At 47.8% G+C, this 17,413-nt stretch carries 15 protein-coding genes; 5 read left to right on the top strand and 10 right to left on the bottom strand.

Annotated elements, in window-relative coordinates; all coding sequences use genetic code 11:
- Positions 1-41: 41 nt before the first annotated feature.
- Positions 42-392: a cupin gene (locus MHH93_RS24195; RefSeq protein WP_500056095.1), complete on the top strand. Its 351-nt coding sequence runs from the start codon at positions 42-44 to the stop codon at positions 390-392.
- Positions 393-490: 98 nt separating this feature from the next.
- Here MHH93_RS24195 and MHH93_RS24190 read toward each other — a convergent pair whose 3' ends face one another.
- On the bottom strand, positions 491-1,228 hold the full coding sequence (locus MHH93_RS24190; protein WP_500056094.1) for an HAD family hydrolase: 738 nt from the start codon (positions 1,226-1,228) through the stop codon (positions 491-493).
- Between the two features lie 183 nt (positions 1,229-1,411).
- Here MHH93_RS24190 and MHH93_RS24185 point away from each other — a divergent pair, with 183 nt between their 5' ends.
- Complete coding sequence (locus MHH93_RS24185) at positions 1,412-1,597, top strand: hypothetical protein (RefSeq protein WP_149846837.1); 186 nt, start codon at positions 1,412-1,414, stop codon at positions 1,595-1,597.
- Between the two features lie 180 nt (positions 1,598-1,777).
- Here MHH93_RS24185 and MHH93_RS24180 read toward each other — a convergent pair whose 3' ends face one another.
- The 7 genes from MHH93_RS24180 to MHH93_RS24150 all read right to left on the bottom strand — a co-directional run bounded on the left by MHH93_RS24180 (position 1,778) and on the right by MHH93_RS24150 (position 9,365).
- Complete coding sequence (locus MHH93_RS24180; RefSeq protein ID WP_500056093.1) at positions 1,778-3,517, bottom strand: adenine deaminase; 1,740 nt, start codon at positions 3,515-3,517, stop codon at positions 1,778-1,780.
- Between the two features lie 174 nt (positions 3,518-3,691).
- A complete protein-coding gene (locus tag MHH93_RS24175; RefSeq protein WP_500056092.1) occupies positions 3,692-4,750 on the bottom strand; it encodes an ABC transporter ATP-binding protein in 1,059 nt (352 codons plus the stop codon).
- Between the two features lie 18 nt (positions 4,751-4,768).
- A complete protein-coding gene (locus tag MHH93_RS24170) occupies positions 4,769-5,560 on the bottom strand; it encodes an ABC transporter permease (protein WP_017691790.1) in 792 nt (263 codons plus the stop codon).
- A 4-nt stretch (positions 5,561-5,564) separates the two neighbouring features.
- Positions 5,565-6,386, bottom strand: coding sequence for an ABC transporter permease (locus MHH93_RS24165; protein ID WP_036612869.1), 822 nt, complete (start codon positions 6,384-6,386; stop codon positions 5,565-5,567).
- A 279-nt stretch (positions 6,387-6,665) separates the two neighbouring features.
- The gene (locus tag MHH93_RS24160) at positions 6,666-7,604 is read right to left on the bottom strand and encodes a nucleoside hydrolase (protein ID WP_500056091.1); all 939 of its coding nucleotides are present in this window, start codon (positions 7,602-7,604) and stop codon (positions 6,666-6,668) included.
- Positions 7,605-7,702: 98 nt separating this feature from the next.
- Complete coding sequence (locus MHH93_RS24155) at positions 7,703-8,770, bottom strand: ABC transporter substrate-binding protein (protein WP_500056125.1); 1,068 nt, start codon at positions 8,768-8,770, stop codon at positions 7,703-7,705.
- A gap of 250 nt (positions 8,771-9,020) precedes the next feature.
- Positions 9,021-9,365: a Na-translocating system protein MpsC family protein gene (locus MHH93_RS24150; RefSeq protein WP_017691786.1), complete on the bottom strand. Its 345-nt coding sequence runs from the start codon at positions 9,363-9,365 to the stop codon at positions 9,021-9,023.
- Between the two features lie 375 nt (positions 9,366-9,740).
- Here MHH93_RS24150 and MHH93_RS24145 point away from each other — a divergent pair, with 375 nt between their 5' ends.
- The 3 genes from MHH93_RS24145 to MHH93_RS24135 all read left to right on the top strand — a co-directional run bounded on the left by MHH93_RS24145 (position 9,741) and on the right by MHH93_RS24135 (position 13,713).
- Complete coding sequence (locus MHH93_RS24145) at positions 9,741-10,655, top strand: hypothetical protein (protein ID WP_500056090.1); 915 nt, start codon at positions 9,741-9,743, stop codon at positions 10,653-10,655.
- A 319-nt stretch (positions 10,656-10,974) separates the two neighbouring features.
- On the top strand, positions 10,975-11,721 hold the full coding sequence (locus MHH93_RS24140; RefSeq protein ID WP_500056089.1) for a DUF3105 domain-containing protein: 747 nt from the start codon (positions 10,975-10,977) through the stop codon (positions 11,719-11,721).
- A 273-nt stretch (positions 11,722-11,994) separates the two neighbouring features.
- A complete protein-coding gene (locus tag MHH93_RS24135; RefSeq protein ID WP_500056088.1) occupies positions 11,995-13,713 on the top strand; it encodes a methyl-accepting chemotaxis protein in 1,719 nt (572 codons plus the stop codon).
- Between the two features lie 151 nt (positions 13,714-13,864).
- On the opposite strand, the gene MHH93_RS24130 is transcribed toward MHH93_RS24135, so the two are convergent.
- Both MHH93_RS24130 and MHH93_RS24125 read right to left on the bottom strand, forming a co-directional pair.
- Positions 13,865-14,818: a nucleoside hydrolase gene (locus tag MHH93_RS24130; RefSeq protein ID WP_017691781.1), complete on the bottom strand. Its 954-nt coding sequence runs from the start codon at positions 14,816-14,818 to the stop codon at positions 13,865-13,867.
- Positions 14,819-15,087: 269 nt separating this feature from the next.
- On the bottom strand, positions 15,088-17,331 hold the full coding sequence (locus tag MHH93_RS24125) for an MMPL family transporter (protein WP_500056087.1): 2,244 nt from the start codon (positions 17,329-17,331) through the stop codon (positions 15,088-15,090).
- Positions 17,332-17,413 lie beyond the last annotated feature (82 nt).

Here is a 17,413-nt window from a genome sequence, read left to right as displayed (position 1 = left end):
CATTGGAGGAAGTTAACTTAGTCACGATTGCGGAGGTAAACATGAGGATATTTCAATTTAAAGCAGAGTCAGGGAAAAAGATTACCAAATTCGATTCCAATTTCGTCATGTCACGTATTACGCAGACCGACAAAACAGCTCATATCGGATGTATGCACTTGCCTGAGGGTGGAGTAGTAGGTTATCACCAGGCTGTGGTTCCTCAACTGCTTTTAATCGTAAGTGGAGAAGGTTGGGTTAGAGGAGAAGCAAATGAATACATTAAAGTGCATTGTGGGGAAGCCGTATTCTGGAATAAACATGAATGGCACGAAACCAAAACAGAAGCTGGACTCATGGCCATTGTAATTGAAAGCGAAGAGTTAGACATCTCATTATTAATGCCTTTATAGCAGGTATAACGTAAAAATGGAGTCCTTCTTTAAACACTAAAAAGCAGACCTGCACCATGAATGGTCACAGGACTGCTCTCCTTTAAACATATTTCTCCTTAAACTCGGACAGCTTCAAAAGTTAGAATACGACTGATCTCTTCATAGCTCGATGCTACAAAATGAGGCTGATGATCAGACTCCGGTTGCGCCTCCCGATGATTGAACCAGATAACAGTCCAGCCTGCATCGACTGCACCTACCACATCATTACGCCACGAGTCTCCAATGTAATAGCTGGAACGGGCATCTGTCCCGGTCTGCTTACTCACATAGTCAAACAACCTGCGATCCGGCTTCGCATAACCAGTCGTACCGGAAATGAAGATCAGATGCTCGTCCACGAGATTGAGCACATCCAGTGCTTCAAGCTTGCGCCGCTGATGCTCTCCTTCTCCATTGGTGATTAGTCCAACGGTATGGCCCTCTGCCTGGAGCCGTCTAATCAACTCATATGCTCCTTCAAAAGGCACAATCTCAAACTGTCTGCTCAGATACTGAGCTTGCAGTTCTTCAGCCTGTCCAGATTGTAGGGGTAGTCCAAACTCCTCCATCGTCAACTCAAACCTCCGACGGCGCATTCGCTCCACCGCATCCGGCTCCGGTACAGCAGACAGATCTTCTTGTGCAGACAGCCAGTCACTATAATAACGAAAACGGTGATAGGCATCAGCAAAAGGAAAATCATCCGATAGGCCGAGAACATCCTGCAACGCCCCACGAAGGGGCTGTAAGTGATCATATAAAGTATCATCCACGTCGAAAAATATGGTCTTGGCATCATTTTTTATATTCATAGTTGTAACTGATCCTCCTGCTCCTGTCTCAAACATTCTCTTCTTATTACTATATATGTAATCCTATGCCTCGTCCAAAAGGGTTTTGGTAAACGTGGACAATCCATGATTGCCACATCCCAGTTACTGGAATATAATTTATTAAAGATCACAACCAAAATCATGAAAAGGTGGAATGAACATATGAGTACTACAATAGAGAAATGCACCGATTGTGGAGGCACGTCCTTCGTACAGGCATCCGACTTCATCAATCTTCGTCCATTGGATAAGAAATTGTCGATGGGTTCAGAAAGAGTATATACCGTGTGTTTGGACTGCGGAGAAGTGGTCTCCATTAAGGTGAAGAATCCAGAGAAATTAAAATAAGCAGGGTTCGTATTTAATATAATTACAAGAACATGATAATTCGAATATGAATCCGTGAAAAAGAAGCCCTGGCTCACCTGAGTGAACTGGGGCTTCTTTTTCTTATGGAGCAAACAAACGATATAACAACGAATCATCTAATGAATTATCGGAAGAAGACGACCAGATGTCTCTATCCACTTATACAATCAATGATACAACCTTACCTGCATTCACATCAATTAGGCCATGGTCTGTGATCTTCAAAGCGGGACTTACGGCAAGGGAGTGAGTACTTAGCGACATGATCGGGTTGTAATGTACATATCCAAGAGACAGCATAGCTGCACGTAATTCCTTCACTTGATGGGACACCACGGCAAGTGGTTCTTCCGTCAAAATGCCACCTACGGGAAGTTCCAGACGGGACAGCACCTTGCCGTCTTCCACCACACAGAACCCACCCTGGCTCGAAATTACGGTGTTAGCTGCCAATATCATATCTTCACGATTGCGTCCCACAACCAGCAGGTTGTGATTGTCGTGTGAATATGTCGTAGCAATAGCACCACGCTTGATGGTATCTCCACCGATCAGACCATGTGCGTGATTGCCGTTCACGCCATAACGTTCAAAGGTTGCGATCTGTGCATATCCGCTTTCTTCCCAGCGCAATTCGCCATTCGAAGACTGAACCGGTGCAATATGTTCTTCCACAAAAGTAGAACCATCCTTCACCATCATGACACGGCATTGATATTCACCTTCACCAGCGAGATCAACACCTGATCCACTGACTTTCGGGTCGGACAACTGAATAGCAAAATCTGCTGCGCCCAGTTTCTCTAACTGCACACTCTTATAGAAGTGAGGTGGGAATTGCCCGATGATCCGTTCCTGCTTATACGGTTCGTAATCGTCATAAACTTTGCGGCCATTTTTGTACACCTGATCAATGGAGAGATCATGCAAGTTGGATACCAACACATAATCGGCCACTTTGCCTGGGGCAATGCTGCCGCGATCGGTCATTTTCATACGGGAAGCAGGGGTAGACGTTGCTGCATAGATCGCATCTTCCGGACGCATCCCCATCTGAATTGCCTTGCGTACGATATGATCCAGATGACCACGCTCCACCAGTGAATCCGGCATCACATCATCCGTTACAAAGCAGAAATGCTGTGCCACATCATGTTGAATCAGATACTCCATGACTTCGGGTGTCATCGATTTCTCCTGAATTTCAATAAACATGCCTGCTGCAATCCGCGCCTGTAATCCCTCAATGCTCTGATGGGTATGATCGGAATCGATACCTGCGTAGATCAGTCGATGCAGATCGAGCCCAAGCAGTTTCGGTGTATGACCTTCGATCACCAGATCGGGATAGTTTTTGCGAATATGCTGTAAAATCTGGTTGGTCTTGCACTCCGGATCACGGATGACATCGACATAGTTCATGATCTCACCCAGACAGATGATCTCACCAGTGGCGAGCAGCACGTCCATATCTTCGATTTCAATCGAACCACCTGTTGTCTCCATCGGGGTTGCCGGAACAGAGCTTGGGATTGCGTAGAACATGTCCACCGTCGTCTCCCGACTCGCAGCCATCATCTCCTGCACACCTTTCAGCCCAAATACATTCGCCATCTCATGCGGTTCTGCGACAATGGACGTTACCCCGCAGCCAATCAGACCATGGGAAAAGGTTTCCGGTGTCACCATCGTGCTTTCGATATGCAGATGGATATCAATCAAGCCAGGAATCATATATCTTCCCCGTGCATCAATGACCTCATCTGCCTGAATCATCTCCGGCCCACCGGGTCCAACATATAGGAATCTTCCGTCGAGCACAGCGACGTTATTCATCTCAAACCGTTTATAATAACTGTTATACACATGTACATTCACAATTAGTTGATCTGCACGCATGGGGCATAATCTCCTTCTTCACAAGCATTTCACCGCGATGCGAACCGGACAATGAACCTGTGCTTTAATCTGCTGTACTGCACATGATTGCGCAACATTGCCATTGTCCGGAAAATCGCATGAAATGCCTTCTTTGCTGCTCTTATTTCATAAAGCTACTCCCTACATTCACGACTACTCTACTAGCACAAGCTTATCTTGCGGGAAAATCAGGTTAACACGCTGCCCGCTAAGGTACGGTGTTTCCATCTCCTGATTGGCTGTAAAGTCACCCAGTTCCGTCTCAACCACATACTGATAGCTGCGTCCCAGATAGGTGCTGACTTTGATAATCCCTGGCAAAGCGTTCACCACATCCGCAGAGGTATCTCCACTAACGATCAGATCATCCGGGCGAATCGCGCCTTTACGTGCACCGGGACGTGCTGTTCCGGGGTGTGCTGTTGCTGTAAATGTGCGTCCACCCGCATGCAGTGTGATTAATTCACCTGCATCGCTGCGATCCGCGAATTCAATAAAATTATGGAAGCCGATAAATCGTGCGACAAACTCCGTTGCCGGATATTTAAAAATCGTTTCCGGGCGGTCGAGCTGCTCGACCACGCCTTTGTTCATAATCGCGACCTGATCCGAGATCGAGAAACACTCTTCCTGGTCATGAGAGACATACAACGTTGTAATACCCAGCTCTTGCTGAATCCGGCGAATCTCGACCCTCATGTTCAGCCGCAGGTTCGCATCCAGGTTACTGAGCGGTTCGTCGAACAAGAGCAGGTCAGGCTCGATGACCAATGCGCGGGCAATCGCCACACGCTGACGCTGTCCACCCGACAGTTCTTGTGGAAAACGTTTCTCAAATCCATTCAGGTTAACCACCTCAAGGATTCGCATTACACGGGAAGAGATATCCTTGTCTTTCACCTTGCGCATCCGCAGGCCAAAGGCCACGTTGTCATAGACAGACAGATGCGGGAATAACGCATAACTCTGAAATACAAATCCGAAGTTCCGCTTGTTCGCCGGAACCTTCGTATAATCCTTGCCGCCGAACATAAACTTGCCCTGCGATGCTTCCAGGAATCCGGCGATGAGGCGCAGCGTAGTTGTTTTGCCGCAACCGCTCGGTCCGAGCAGGGAGAGCAGCTTACCTTTTTCCAGATCCAACTGAAAATCCTTCAGGATTGTCTGCTTATCGTATGCCACGGATACGTGGTCTAATGTCAGCAATGCCATAGCGTTCTGCGCCTCCAATTAACGTTTAGTAAAGTATGAAAATCCGCCCATGATCCGTTCGATCACGAACATTAAGAGTCCGGTCAGTACCATTAACAGCACGGAAATCGCTGCAATCGTTGGGTCAAAGTAATTCTCCACATAGGTCAGCATCTGAATTGGCAATGTGCTCACCCCTGGTCCGGTCATGAACACGGAGATATCCACGTTGTTGAACGACTCCAGAAAGGCAATCAATACCGCAGCGATAATGCCTGAGCGAATGTTGGGAAGTACGATTGTGAAGAATGTTCTTACCCGTCCCGCACCAAGACTCAGCGCAGCTTCTTCCACGGCAAAGTCAAAGCTAGACAGACTCGACGCGATAACCCGAATAATGAATGGAAGCATGATAATCGTATGACCAATCAATAGTCCAAGGTACATCGGCAGATGGTAGATTACGATCAGATATTTCATTAATGTAAAACCAAGCACGATTCCCGGGATCAGTACCGGGGACAGGAACAGTGCGTTCAGCACGGACTTGCCTTTGAAATCGTAACGACTGAGTGCATACGCAGCCGGAACTCCGAGCACCAGTGCCAACAGGTTCCCTAGCAGGGATATGATGATGGACGTCTGGAACGTGCGAAGGAAACCGCCTGTGTTGAAAATATTCTCATACCAGCGGAAGGAGAACCCTTCCGGCGGAAATTTGAGTACCGTTCCCGGTTCAAACGAAGTGACCGATATGATCAGAAGCGGGCCCAGCAGAAAGATAAAGACCAGCAGACTGAACAGGCCCAGCCCGATATGTTTCTCCCGCATATGTCTACCCCTTCGGATTTAAAGTTTTGGCCATTTTGTTCATAACACCAACCACGACGAATGTAATCACAATCATAATCGCGGCAACAACCGAGGCCAGATACCAGTCGTTGAGGGTCATGGCGTTCTGATACAGGAACGTAGCAATCACGCGCTGCTTGCCTCCAAGGAGAGCAGGTGTGGTATACGCCGTCAGGCTTCCGACAAAGACAAGCACAGCTCCAATCACAAGTCCTGGCACAGCCAGTGGGAACACAACTCGGCGGAATGCCGTAATGCGCGATGCACCCAGACTTTGTGCTGCCTTGAGCAGATCACCGTCAATGTTCTCAAGTACACCGACAAGAGAGATAATCATCAGTGGCAGGAACAGATGCGTCAGACCAATCATCATCGCTGCTGGTGTATACAGAATATCCAGTGGCTTGTCCACGATACCCAGGCCAACAAGGGTGTTATTGATCAGCCCTTTGCGTCCAAGAATGATCATCCAGCTAAACGAGCGCACGACCGGGCTCGTCAGCAGAGGGAAGATCGCCAGTGCCAGCAAAATGCCTTTGCGGCGCGGCGCTTTCTGCGAAATATAATAAGCTGTCGGGAATCCGAGCACCACACAGACGATGGTGGTGACCACGCTGACTTGCAGCGTCGTAAGCAATATTTTCAAAAAGTATGGGTCTCTGAAAAAATGCATGTATCCTTCAAACGTGAAAGAGTTTTCCTGGAAAAACGTCGACCCGATCGTCAGGACAATCGGAATGATCATAAATGCCGCCAAAAATACGAATCCCGGCAGCAATAGCCAGTAGATTACTGATTTCTTCATCGCGATACTCCTGACTTGTAAAATGGTTTTATTCACACGTTTCACTGGCGCACATTTCAAAAAATATCCACGTTCATCGCATCAGCCGTTCCGGTTACGAATCGTTCTTACGATCGCTGTTATCCTTGGATTTTCTTGATCTCCTTCTTAATAGAAGGAAAAATCCAAGGATAAAGGCGAACGCTTCGCTTCTTCAGAATCGATTTCGTACCCTACACTACCAGCGAAATACGTAAGGATTAATTTTCAAATTGAACCCCAATGCCGTAAAGATCATAACTACGCGTTTAACGCGTTGATAAATAATTCAAGGAAGCTTTCCGCGTCTACGGTTTCGCAGACGAGGGTGTTTGGCTGTTCGCCCAGACGGTTTTGGAAGTCGCATACCATCTGGCCATCGCACAGGCGGCTGGCGGTTTCGACATCCACGTAATATGATTTGCGTCCAACGAGTTCGGGGGCAAGGGCTACGCCCACGGCCAGTGGATCATGCAGGGCACAAGCCCTTACGCCATTCATTTGTTCATACCGGTTGATGTAGATCTCCGTGCTCTGAGCCACGTACGCGCGCAGTGCAGGATCGGTGAGACGCTCAATCGTTGCTTCATTCAACAGCGTTTGACGCGTCACATCCAGTCCGACTTGTGTAAGTTTCTCGATGCCTGCGTGCAATACGATGCGTGCCGCCTCTGGATCAGCGTATGTGTTGTACTCGGCTGTCGGCGTAATGTTGCCATGTCCGCGAACCACGCCACCCATGAAGATAACTTCCTTCAATAAAGAAGGCAATTCAGGACACTTCATCAGCGCGAGTGCCAGATTGGTTAATGGAGCAGTCATGATCAATGTCAGTTCGCCCGGATATAGCTTGGCTTGCTCTACGATAAAGTCCGGCGCAAAACCTTCCTCAGCTTGCTTGGACACCGCCGGATCAGGCAGCGCACCGCCCAATCCGTCCTGTCCATGTACTCGGTGTTCATAATGCGACTTGCGAGTAAGGGGTCCTGCCGCTCCAGCAATCACCGGAATTTCAGTTGCACCCGCAAGTTCAAGAATTTTGCACGTATTCTCTGTTGCCTGTCGGAGTGATACGTTCCCACAGACTGTGGTAATACCGAGAATGTCCAGCTTCCGGCTTTTGACCGCCAGCAAAATTGCCAGTGCATCGTCAATCCCCGTGTCCACATCCATAATGATGCGATTCTGCGCTTCACTCATCCGTTCTCAACTCCTATGCGATGATATGGTTGCTTGCTGCAAAAGATAAGTTGAACTATATAGATCAAAGATAACTTTCAAGAAATCTGATACATGTTTTATTGTGCAATCTCACGGTTCCAGCGATCTGTCCAGCCTTTAACCTGTTGATTGACGAATTCCATATCCAGCTTGTTCAGTTTCTCAACAACGTCAGCACCATAGGTTACGCCTTCTGCTTCTTCAGCAGTCAGTTCAACCTTGGTGTTTACCGGGGAATCGACTTTGGCTTTAGCAGATTTCGCTTGTACATCCTGGCTCAGTTGCCAGTTGATGAACTCTTCAGCCAGTTCTTTATTTTTGCTGCCCTTCACGACATTAATCGTGTTCATCACGGCATATGCACCTTCGCTAGGTGTAACAAACTTTGCATTAGGCACGGCTGCTTTCAGATCTTTGAAATACATTTCCATGATCGGTCCGCCTGCAATCTCTTCTTGGGAGAACATGTTCACGAACTCGGACGTTTGGCTATAGAATTTCACCACATTGCCGCTCAGTTTTTTCAGTTCAGCAAATGCCGCATCTTCATTAAACGTATCGTTTCCGGCTACACGGGAAGCTGCATCCACAACCATTGGGCCAGCTGTTGCCGTAATATTCGGGATCGTCAGGTTACCCTCAAACGCCGGGTCCCACAGGTCACTCCATGAAGTCACTTCTTTGGATACGAGATCCGGGTTATAAGCGATACCGAGCTGTCCAACCGTGTAGGCCGGGCCGTAATCTTCACCAAGTGGTGCTTTGGCAATATCATAAATGTCATTTACATTTGGAATTTTGGAACGATCGATTTTCTCAAACAGACCTTCATCAATACCTTGTTGTGCATAGTAATCAGACAGGTAGATGACATCGACATTCGATGTACCTTGACGGATTTTGTTCAGACGTTCAGCGTTATTGCCGACTTCGAGCACGATGTCTACATTATGTTCTTTTTCAAAGGGACCAAATACGGATTCATTGAAGAAATCTTCCGAAAAGCCCCAAGTGGAGATAACCAATTTGGTAGCTGCCGTTCCTCCATTGCCTGATCCGCCTGTTGCATCCTCTGTGCTGCCACAACCTGCAAATAATACCGATGTCATTGCCACTGCTGCCAAACCGCTAATCCACTTTTTCATCATGATCCTGATTCCCCCTGGTATATGTGATGTGTAAAAAAAACAAAAAGAAAAGCATTCTTGTATAAACAAGAACACTTTTCTTCGTAAACAAAGGAAAGCGACACCCGCTGCCGGTACATCATCGGTTTCTGCTTCAGAATCAATCCAAAGACAGACGCCATCATATGAAATTGTACGGAACCTGATCATGAAATCCGGGCCATAACCTCCGTATACATCAACAAGAATCTATCCTGCCGATCCATCCTTAGGCCTGTTCCAGAATCACATTTGTAATGGCCCACTGGGTGGACGCATCATAATCCCGCAATATAGCTTCGATTGGCAAACCCATGTGTTGCTCGAGCTTCTCCCGGAATTTCTTCTTATATAAGACAGACATGCGGAAGTCCACTTCCAGCTTTAAGCCGGGGGCCTCCCCTTCCAGGGCATCAGAGCGCGGTGAACGTCGGTGCTTCGCGTAGAAGGTCACTATATTCTGGTCAATGGTCACTCTCAGGAGAGTGGTGCCAAATCCGAACAGTTCCTTCGAGATTTCGTTATAATACTGGCACATCTTCTTCTTGCTCTCATTGCTGTCCAGTAGTTCCATGAACTCACCCACATCTCTTACTACCGTACATTCGACGTGTTAACACGATTGATTATACATAAATATACGATCATAGGCAACCCAAAAGATATACTTAACATGTAAATCACACACAGAAGCGAACGATAAGGCATATACACCTATAAACTATTCGTTTTATACTTCATTGTAATTTACAATAATATGTCTGCATGTCAGTCATATACTATTGTTACTTTTACACCCCATTTTCATACACTGGATTCGAGTCATCGTTTCAACTCTCCCGATTAGGGTATTAATTCCTGCAAAACATAGACAAACTTCGTCAATAACCGTTAAAATGAGACACAATGTTGACATGTTTTTATTTTCTAGAAATTGGAGGCTTAACCCATGCAATGTCCAGTATGTAATCATGAAAATGGAGATGCCCAGTTTTGCGAGAGGTGCGGCTCGAATCTAACGCAAACAACCTCTTCGCCCACGCCTGTACCGAACCCGGAGTCAGCTGCTCCTGAACCGGAGTACACCCGTTGGTCCAGTACACAGACCACATCTTCCCAAGCACCTGTTCCATCCAACGCACCATCCGTCTCTACTCAGAAGCAACAGACAACAGAATCAACAGGCACCAATGACCATGCTTCTGCAGGAGACAATAGCTCCAATCAATGGAATAACATTGTACAGAATGAGAAGGTTCAGCAAGCCAAAGAAGTCAGCAAACAGTATCTATCCTATTTCATCAGTGTATTGGCCCGTCCTTATCAGACGATGAAAACCGTTGGTGACCAGCATTCACTAAACGGATGGCTTACGATGGCGCTGATTGCAGTCCTATCTTCTACATACTTCTTGATTACTTTTAGTCGCATAGGCATGGACGGCCTGTTCATTAGTGGATTTATCCGGCCGCTGTTGTTCACCGCCATTATCCTGATTGTCTCTATTGCGCTGATGTACGCTATTCTGAAGATTGAAAAGATAACATTCCGTCCCAAAACATTGGTTGCCCAGTTCGGTACATTGCTTGTTCCTGCTGTCGTATCCCTTGTTCTGGCGAACCTGTTTATTATCATCTCGTATTCCATCGCAATCTCCTTGCTTGCTATCTCGTATATCATTGTCTTTGTCGCTTTGAATTCAGTATTGCTTCAGTATCCGCTGAATCGCACCAAAGCAGCCATCGACAGCATGTACAGCGTGCTGATCGCCAACGTGGTCGTCTTCTTCATTCTGTATCGTTTGTTGGGTGAAGTTATTATGGGACTGATCGGATTGATGATGTCACCGTTTGGCCGTCTGTAAACGAGTTTAGTTGGAATAAAGCTGATTTACACTTGTTACTTCGATGACAGAACAACCTTCCGATCGCTGTTATCCCTTTAGATTTGTACTAGGCTTTCCCTGCTCAAGCGGGGAAGGTCTTTTTTAGTTTTCTAAGACAGCGTTGCGCCGACCATGTTTCATACACTATAATGTGTAGTGCAACAGGTATGTTCTTATTTACGTAACGAACCGATCCAGAAACGCCCGTTACGTCATGAGATCACTCACTGTTGTCATTAACACTACGATATGTAGTGTTGTAATCACTCATTTTACGAAGAAAGCAGAGGAACTCTCTATGGACATGACTCATATGAATCATATGCAAATGGAACACGAGGCAGGCACCTCCTACCTGTGGCTTATTATAGGTGCAATCGTGTTACTGTTCTCCATCGCCGCCTATATCTGGGCATCACGCACACGGAGCAAAATTCTGGGCCACATGAAAAAGAAAGAGCGGGCGGACATCCAGAAAAAAAGTCGATCCCTTCGGCTGGCTGCACATGTAATGATGGCTGTGTCGATTATTACGTTTGGCCTGTTCTTCATGCAAGGAGCAGGTAAAACATATAATGTAGCCGATCTGGAATCCAACGCGACAATTGATGTGACGGACGATAAATATTATGGGGCTGACCATACGGAGGACCCTATCCAGTATGAGATGAAGATCCCGACATCGGGGCCGCATAATCCGCATGATATCAAATTTGGATTTTACACCGACTTCCCCGGCTACAACTACCTGGTACACAATCTGGAGCACGGGGATATCATCATCTATTATCGTGAGAACGCAAGCGAGGATATGAAGGAGCATCTGAAATACCTCGCTAAATTCCGCGAAGCCGGAGCAGGTATTCTGGCTGTACCCAACAAGGATATTCCCGAAGGCAGTGAAGTCGTGGTGACCGCATGGACCAAAACGATGAAACTCGACCAATTCGACGATGCCAAGGTAGGTACTTTTATCAATAAATATATTAATCAGGGACCTGAAAAGATTCCTGCCTCTGTTCGCCAGGGCGGCGGAACGATGTAATGACGTAATCACTCAGTCATGTGAAGCCCCTCTAAGTAGTAACAATGAGGTGTGTCCCAATGATGGGCATGGTCAATATAGGATTGAAACGAAACTAGCTCCCGGATCAAATTGACTCGGGGGCTAATTCTTTATCGAACAGATGCCGATATTTCAAGTAGAAAACTGTATATTTGATATACAATACATACGAGCCACAGAAGAACGACAAGCACCACCCAAAGAGACACAGAGACGATTCATCCAACAGATCAAGGGGGAACACTTTTACCAATGAACAGTTTGTTTATGCGGATCTTTTTATTTTTTTCCTGTCTAATGCTGGCTGCGGGTGCGGTTCTTGGCATTACCATGTACCGTTCATCAGCTCAACTGGTCGAGCAGTCCATGGGCATGCAGGCACAGGCTGTGGCTGAAAGGGCAGCTGCATTAATTGACACCTCTCTGTATGCACCACTCAGTACCGGACAGGACGAGACAGCGTATTCCGGCACATTGCGTGAGCAACTTAGTCAGCTGCGCGAGGCCAATGGACTTAAGTATCTGTACACCCTTGGTACACGCGAAGAAAATGGAACAAATACATATTTCTACGTTGTGGATGGGGCTGCTGCCGATGTGGCAGAGGATGACTTCTCCCCTTACGGTTCCGCAGAAGAGACCCATTATGAAGGAATGCTGCAAGCTTTTGAACAGAATGAGCCTATTCGGGGTGAACTCACCCAGGATGAATATGGAGCTACCATTACAGCGTATGTGCCGATCCATGGGGCTGACGGGAAAGTGCTGGGGCTAGTCGGTGCGGATCTGGACTCCACTGCGGTCTATGAACTGATGTCTCGCAACCGTATGACCATGATCTGGACAGCGCTGGTTATTGTGCTACTCAGTGTCTTGTTGGTGTATGGTTTCGCACACTACTTGACCCGCCCGTTGGTGAAGCTGAAGAAGTTGATTACCGAAGTGGGCAAAGGTGACCTGACCGTCAACGTCGAACTTGGACGAAAGGACGAGGTGGGGCAACTCGCTTCCGAATTCAAGCATCTGGTTACAGGCACCCGGGATGTTATGACGGGTATCCGTCAAAGCTCCGATTCTCTGCTACAGGCTGCAGAAGGTGTATCGAGACATTCGCAGACGACTGCCGAAGCGAGTCAGCGTATTGCCGAGCATACCAATCATACGGCCAGTGGAGCTGCCGAACAGGTGGCACGAGCAGGCGAAGTCACAGTAGCCATGGAAGAGATTACGCGCAGCATGCAGCATATTGCGAATTCTTCTTCCATGGTTGCGGATGTCTCACAGGAAACGACTAATAACGCGGTGCAAGGTCAAGCAAACATTAACACAGCGATGGATAGCATGGACAAAATTCATCAGGCGAATGTGCAGATGGTGGCCTCCACCACTCAGCTTGAGCAGTACTCTGATAAAATTGAGTCGGTGGCACATCTAATGAAGGGGATCGCTTCACAGACCAATCTGCTCGCACTTAATGCGAGTATTGAAGCGGCTCTTGCAGGAGAATATGGCAGCGGATTCGCGGTGGTTGCCTCAGAGGTTCGCAAACTTGCGGGGGAATCAGAGCAATCGTCCCAGCATGTCACTGAATTGATTGCCGAGATGACACGCCAGACTGCCCTGTTGTCGGAACATATGTCAGCCAGCACATCCGCAGTCCAGTCCGGACTTACTGTCGTTCAGGAGGCAGGCCGTTCGTTCACTTCCATTCACACCGGAATTGAGACGATGAATGAACGTCTGCACGAAGTATCCGCAGCATCAGAGCAGCTGTCTGCCAGTGCAGAAGAAGTGTCCGCTTCCGTGGAGGACATGGAGCATATCTCGCGTGAATCCTCTTCAAGTATTCAGCAGGTGTCGCATGCTACCGGAAGCCAGCTGCAATCCATGGATGAGATGCGTGCATCCGCTGAATCTCTCCGGGTACTGTCCAGTGAGTTGAACGGATTAATTAGTCGATTTAAAATATAGCGAGCAGCTTAGATTGCAGATATCAGCCCCACAACAAAAAAAGCCGCGCGGCTGGGACGGGATCATGGGGTTTAACCCCATACCCAGACCACTGCCTGCGGCTTTATTTTTGTTGTACCTTTAAAGGTGGCAAGCCCTAAGGTTGCCTGAATTAGTAGCGCTGCGGAGCAGCTTTTTTACCCAAATCCGTCATGTACGTAAAGAACGCTTCCGGATCGGTATCATACACCAGTTGTACTGGACGTCCATCTGCTTGCTCCACCGTGCGGCCCTGGCTTGGACCATCCGGGATGACAATACAGTTTACGGTTTTCTTCTTCACGATGTCCTCGCGTCCAACGGATGCCGTTGTCAGCACATCCCACAGATAGTATGTGGAATTCGTCTCACTGTACACCAGTGGCGGACAACCTGCATAACAGTTACCCAGGAAATCCACGCCTTCGAAGCGACGCTCTGCTGCCCAGCGGTTACGAACGGCTGGAGTCAGTGGTACTTTGTTTGTGCTTTCCAGTGCAACCAGATCGATCTGGATGCCGCTCTGCCACACACGATAAGCCGCTTCCGGGTCCCAGAATACGTTCCATTCCGCTGTGCCATCATGTTCAGGCTCTTCTACGTTACCACGCTCGAATGTGCCACCCATCCATACCAGCTTGTCGATTTTTTCTTCAATGTCTGGTGCTTCGTCCAGTGCACGCGCAAGGTCAGTCAGTGGGCCTGTGAACAGGAGCAACGTTTTGCCTTCGGTATTGCGCACTTTCTCGATTAGATGCTGGTGTGCCGGAACGGCAGAGAGTGGCGCTTCCATTTTGCCGGATTCATTCAATACAGGAAGTGCATCTACATAGAAGGAGTGCAGTCTCCACGCCGCAGGAAATGGATTTTTCCCTCTGGAATTGGATTTGGATACCTCTACGGAATATGTACCGAAACGATCGATGATTTTACGGCTGGCATCTGTTGCTGGCTCTAAATATCCGTCTGCCGGAATAACCGATACGCCGGTTACATGTACATTGTCCATTTGCAGAAGCATGAACAGCGATACGAGGTCATCCACGCCGCCGTCATGGTTAAAATACACATTAAGTTGGTTCGTCATACTTGCTTTCATCCTTCCCCTGGTTGTCCCATTGATGTTGATCATCCGTCTGCCCTAAGCCGACGCTTCCTCTATTATGTCCCAAAACCATTGGCTACGTAAACCTTCCCCATGCAAAGAAAACAAGGGTTACGCCTTATCCTGCGGATATTTTACAGTTCCACCATTCCATCTCAGGAAGACACATAGCGCTACTCTCATGGTTTATAAAAATAAAGAAATGGACAGCAGGTTTGAAGCACCGCTGTCCATCTCACCCCATCCATGCATTACATGGACTGGTTTTGTTTCTTGTTCTGGTTCTTCTCATTCTTCTCAGCAATCGGAACATACTTACCTGGCCAGAAAGCCCATTTGCCCAGCAATGCGGTAATAGCTGGCACCATAAACGGACGAACAAGGAAAGTATCCAGCATGACACCGACGGCTGTAATAATACCAAATTGCACCAATACCTGAATCGGCAATGTAGCAAGTACCGCAAACGTTCCTGCCAAGATCAGACCTGCAGATGTAATAACCGAACTTGTCTCGCCAACACCTTCTCTAATCGCTTGACGAAGCGGCATCGTTTTGCGTTTCTGCCAGATGCTAGAGATCATGAAGATGTTGTAGTCTTCACCCAATGCCACGAGGAATACGAAGGAATACAGCGGAATCGCTCCCTGTATGGCATCTGCACCAAGACCATAGTGAATGATGATCCAACCCAGACCCAGTGCAGAGAAATACGATAGAACGACTGTTGCAATGAGATACGCCGTGGCTACAACGGAACGCAAGTATAATAGCAGCAACAATGTAATCATGCCGATGACCACTGGAATAATGATCTTGGCATCCCGTTCTCCTGCAACTTCAATATCATATTGTTCAGCCGTCTGACCATCGATCCAGACCTGACTGTCCACATTGGCTACACCAGCATCTTGAAGCGCCTGTTCCGCAGTAGCCCGCAGATCCGGAATATGCTGCATGGCCTCCATGGAATATGGATTCAGATTAAACTCCACATCAAAGGCGGTAATGTTGGCATTCTCAGCGCCCTGCTGGGCATCGCCTACTTTGCTAATGTAATCCAGCGATTCGAGACGCTGCTTCAGATCCGTTTCTTTGCCTTCGGCATCAACGATCACTTTGACTGGGGCCAGCTCACCTTGGGAGAACTGTTCGCCAATGACCGTGAACCCTTCGCGGGAAGGTACATCCTCCGGGAAGGAAGACAACAGATCGTACGTGAATTTAACCTGAGTAGAGAATACCGCCAGTCCACCCAGCAATACCAAGGTAATCGCAAGGACAGTCCATGGCTTCGTTACTACAACACGGCCAATCCAGCTTTCCTTGACTTTGCGCGGAGCCGGAGCCGGTTTTCCTTTTTTCTTGGCACGTTCCACTTCCATCTCATGTGTACGGGGTACGAATGGATAGAATGAACCCCGACCGAAGATCGCCAGGAGCGCCGGGACCAGCGTCAGACTTGCAATAAACATGATAAAGATGGACAAACTGAATGGTACGGCGAAGCGATGATATGCACCGTATTCAGCCAGCAACAGCACCAATAGTGCTGCAACGACCGTAAATCCACTCATGGCAATGGCGCCGGAAGATCCGGTAATTGCCTGGAAGATGGCTTTCTTTTTGTCCGGCTCATGATAGAGAATTTGACGGTATCTGGAGATCATGAACAGGCAGTAGTCCGTTCCTGCTCCAAATAACAATACAGTCATGATTGAGATGGATTGTGCGTCTACCGTAATCCAGCCTTGATCCGCCATGAATCCGAGAATCGGACTGGTCACCATATATGCGAATCCAACCGCAATAATTGGGATAATCGCCAGCACTGGCGAGCGATAGATCAACAGCAACAGCACTAATACCAGTACAACCGTAGCGATCAACAAGGATACATCGGCGGAGGAGAATAATCCGCTCGCATCAATGGATATGCCTACTGGCCCTGTTACACGGGCAATCAGTGTATTGGCATCATCTATAGCTACATCGAACGGGTTAACCCCGAAGATGTCTTGTGTTTTTTGCTCAAGTGCTTCAATGCCTTCCTTCAATTGTTCTGCATCAGCACCTTCATTGAAGAACAGTGGCATAACCAGGGTGCTTCCATCTTCCGAAAGCTGGCCTTTCAAAGCCTGTGGTGGCAATTGATAGAGTGGCACAACGGACTGCTGTTGTTCTACCGGATCTTGATCCAGTCGTTCCGTCAATGCCTGAATGTTCTGAATCTGTTCATCTGTTAGACCGCCAGCTTGACGCCATACAATCAGCGCAGGCAATCCCTCACCGCCAGGGAATTCCTTCTCGGCTAGTGCAGTTGCCTGAACCGATGGTTTCGATTCACTCAGATCCTGTGCGTTATTGGTTTCACGATCACCTACAGCAGGCCATACCACGCCAAGCACTACGGCGATAATGATCCATACCAACAGCGTAATCCATTTGCTTCGTTTGCCGGCAACCCAGCGACCGTAACCCGAACCTTCCTGCATTGTCTCTTCATCTCCCTATTCTGTTTCTATGAAGCCCTATTTATGTGATGTTGTAGTAATGAACCACGGGTCATAGTATAAT

Origin of the sequence: Priestia sp. FSL H7-0729, from assembly GCF_038005685.1 — a bacterium.
GTDB lineage: Bacteria > Bacillota > Bacilli > Paenibacillales > Paenibacillaceae > Paenibacillus.
The sequence above is the reverse complement of the archived record's forward strand: the minus strand, read 5'-3'. Positions and strand labels throughout refer to the sequence as shown.

Bases quoted from the DNA above. Each gene is read 5' to 3' on its own strand.
- MHH93_RS24195 (WP_500056095.1), top strand. From the start codon at position 42: ATGAGGATATTTCAATTTAAAGCAGAGTCAGGGAAAAAGATTACCAAA.
- MHH93_RS24155 (WP_500056125.1), bottom strand. From the start codon at position 8,770: ATGAAAAAGTGGATTAGCGGTTTGGCAGCAGTGGCAATGACATCGGTA.
- MHH93_RS24185 (WP_149846837.1), top strand. From the start codon at position 1,412: ATGAGTACTACAATAGAGAAATGCACCGATTGTGGAGGCACGTCCTTC.
- MHH93_RS24160 (WP_500056091.1), bottom strand. From the start codon at position 7,604: ATGAGTGAAGCGCAGAATCGCATCATTATGGATGTGGACACGGGGATT.
- MHH93_RS24170 (WP_017691790.1), bottom strand. From the start codon at position 5,560: ATGCGGGAGAAACATATCGGGCTGGGCCTGTTCAGTCTGCTGGTCTTT.
- MHH93_RS24190 (WP_500056094.1), bottom strand. From the start codon at position 1,228: ATGAATATAAAAAATGATGCCAAGACCATATTTTTCGACGTGGATGAT.
- MHH93_RS24140 (WP_500056089.1), top strand. From the start codon at position 10,975: ATGGACATGACTCATATGAATCATATGCAAATGGAACACGAGGCAGGC.
- MHH93_RS24145 (WP_500056090.1), top strand. From the start codon at position 9,741: ATGCAATGTCCAGTATGTAATCATGAAAATGGAGATGCCCAGTTTTGC.
- MHH93_RS24130 (WP_017691781.1), bottom strand. From the start codon at position 14,818: ATGACGAACCAACTTAATGTGTATTTTAACCATGACGGCGGCGTGGAT.
- MHH93_RS24135 (WP_500056088.1), top strand. From the start codon at position 11,995: ATGAACAGTTTGTTTATGCGGATCTTTTTATTTTTTTCCTGTCTAATG.
- MHH93_RS24165 (WP_036612869.1), bottom strand. From the start codon at position 6,386: ATGAAGAAATCAGTAATCTACTGGCTATTGCTGCCGGGATTCGTATTT.
- MHH93_RS24180 (WP_500056093.1), bottom strand. From the start codon at position 3,517: ATGCGTGCAGATCAACTAATTGTGAATGTACATGTGTATAACAGTTAT.
- MHH93_RS24150 (WP_017691786.1), bottom strand. From the start codon at position 9,365: ATGGAACTACTGGACAGCAATGAGAGCAAGAAGAAGATGTGCCAGTAT.
- MHH93_RS24125 (WP_500056087.1), bottom strand. From the start codon at position 17,331: ATGCAGGAAGGTTCGGGTTACGGTCGCTGGGTTGCCGGCAAACGAAGC.
- MHH93_RS24175 (WP_500056092.1), bottom strand. From the start codon at position 4,750: ATGGCATTGCTGACATTAGACCACGTATCCGTGGCATACGATAAGCAG.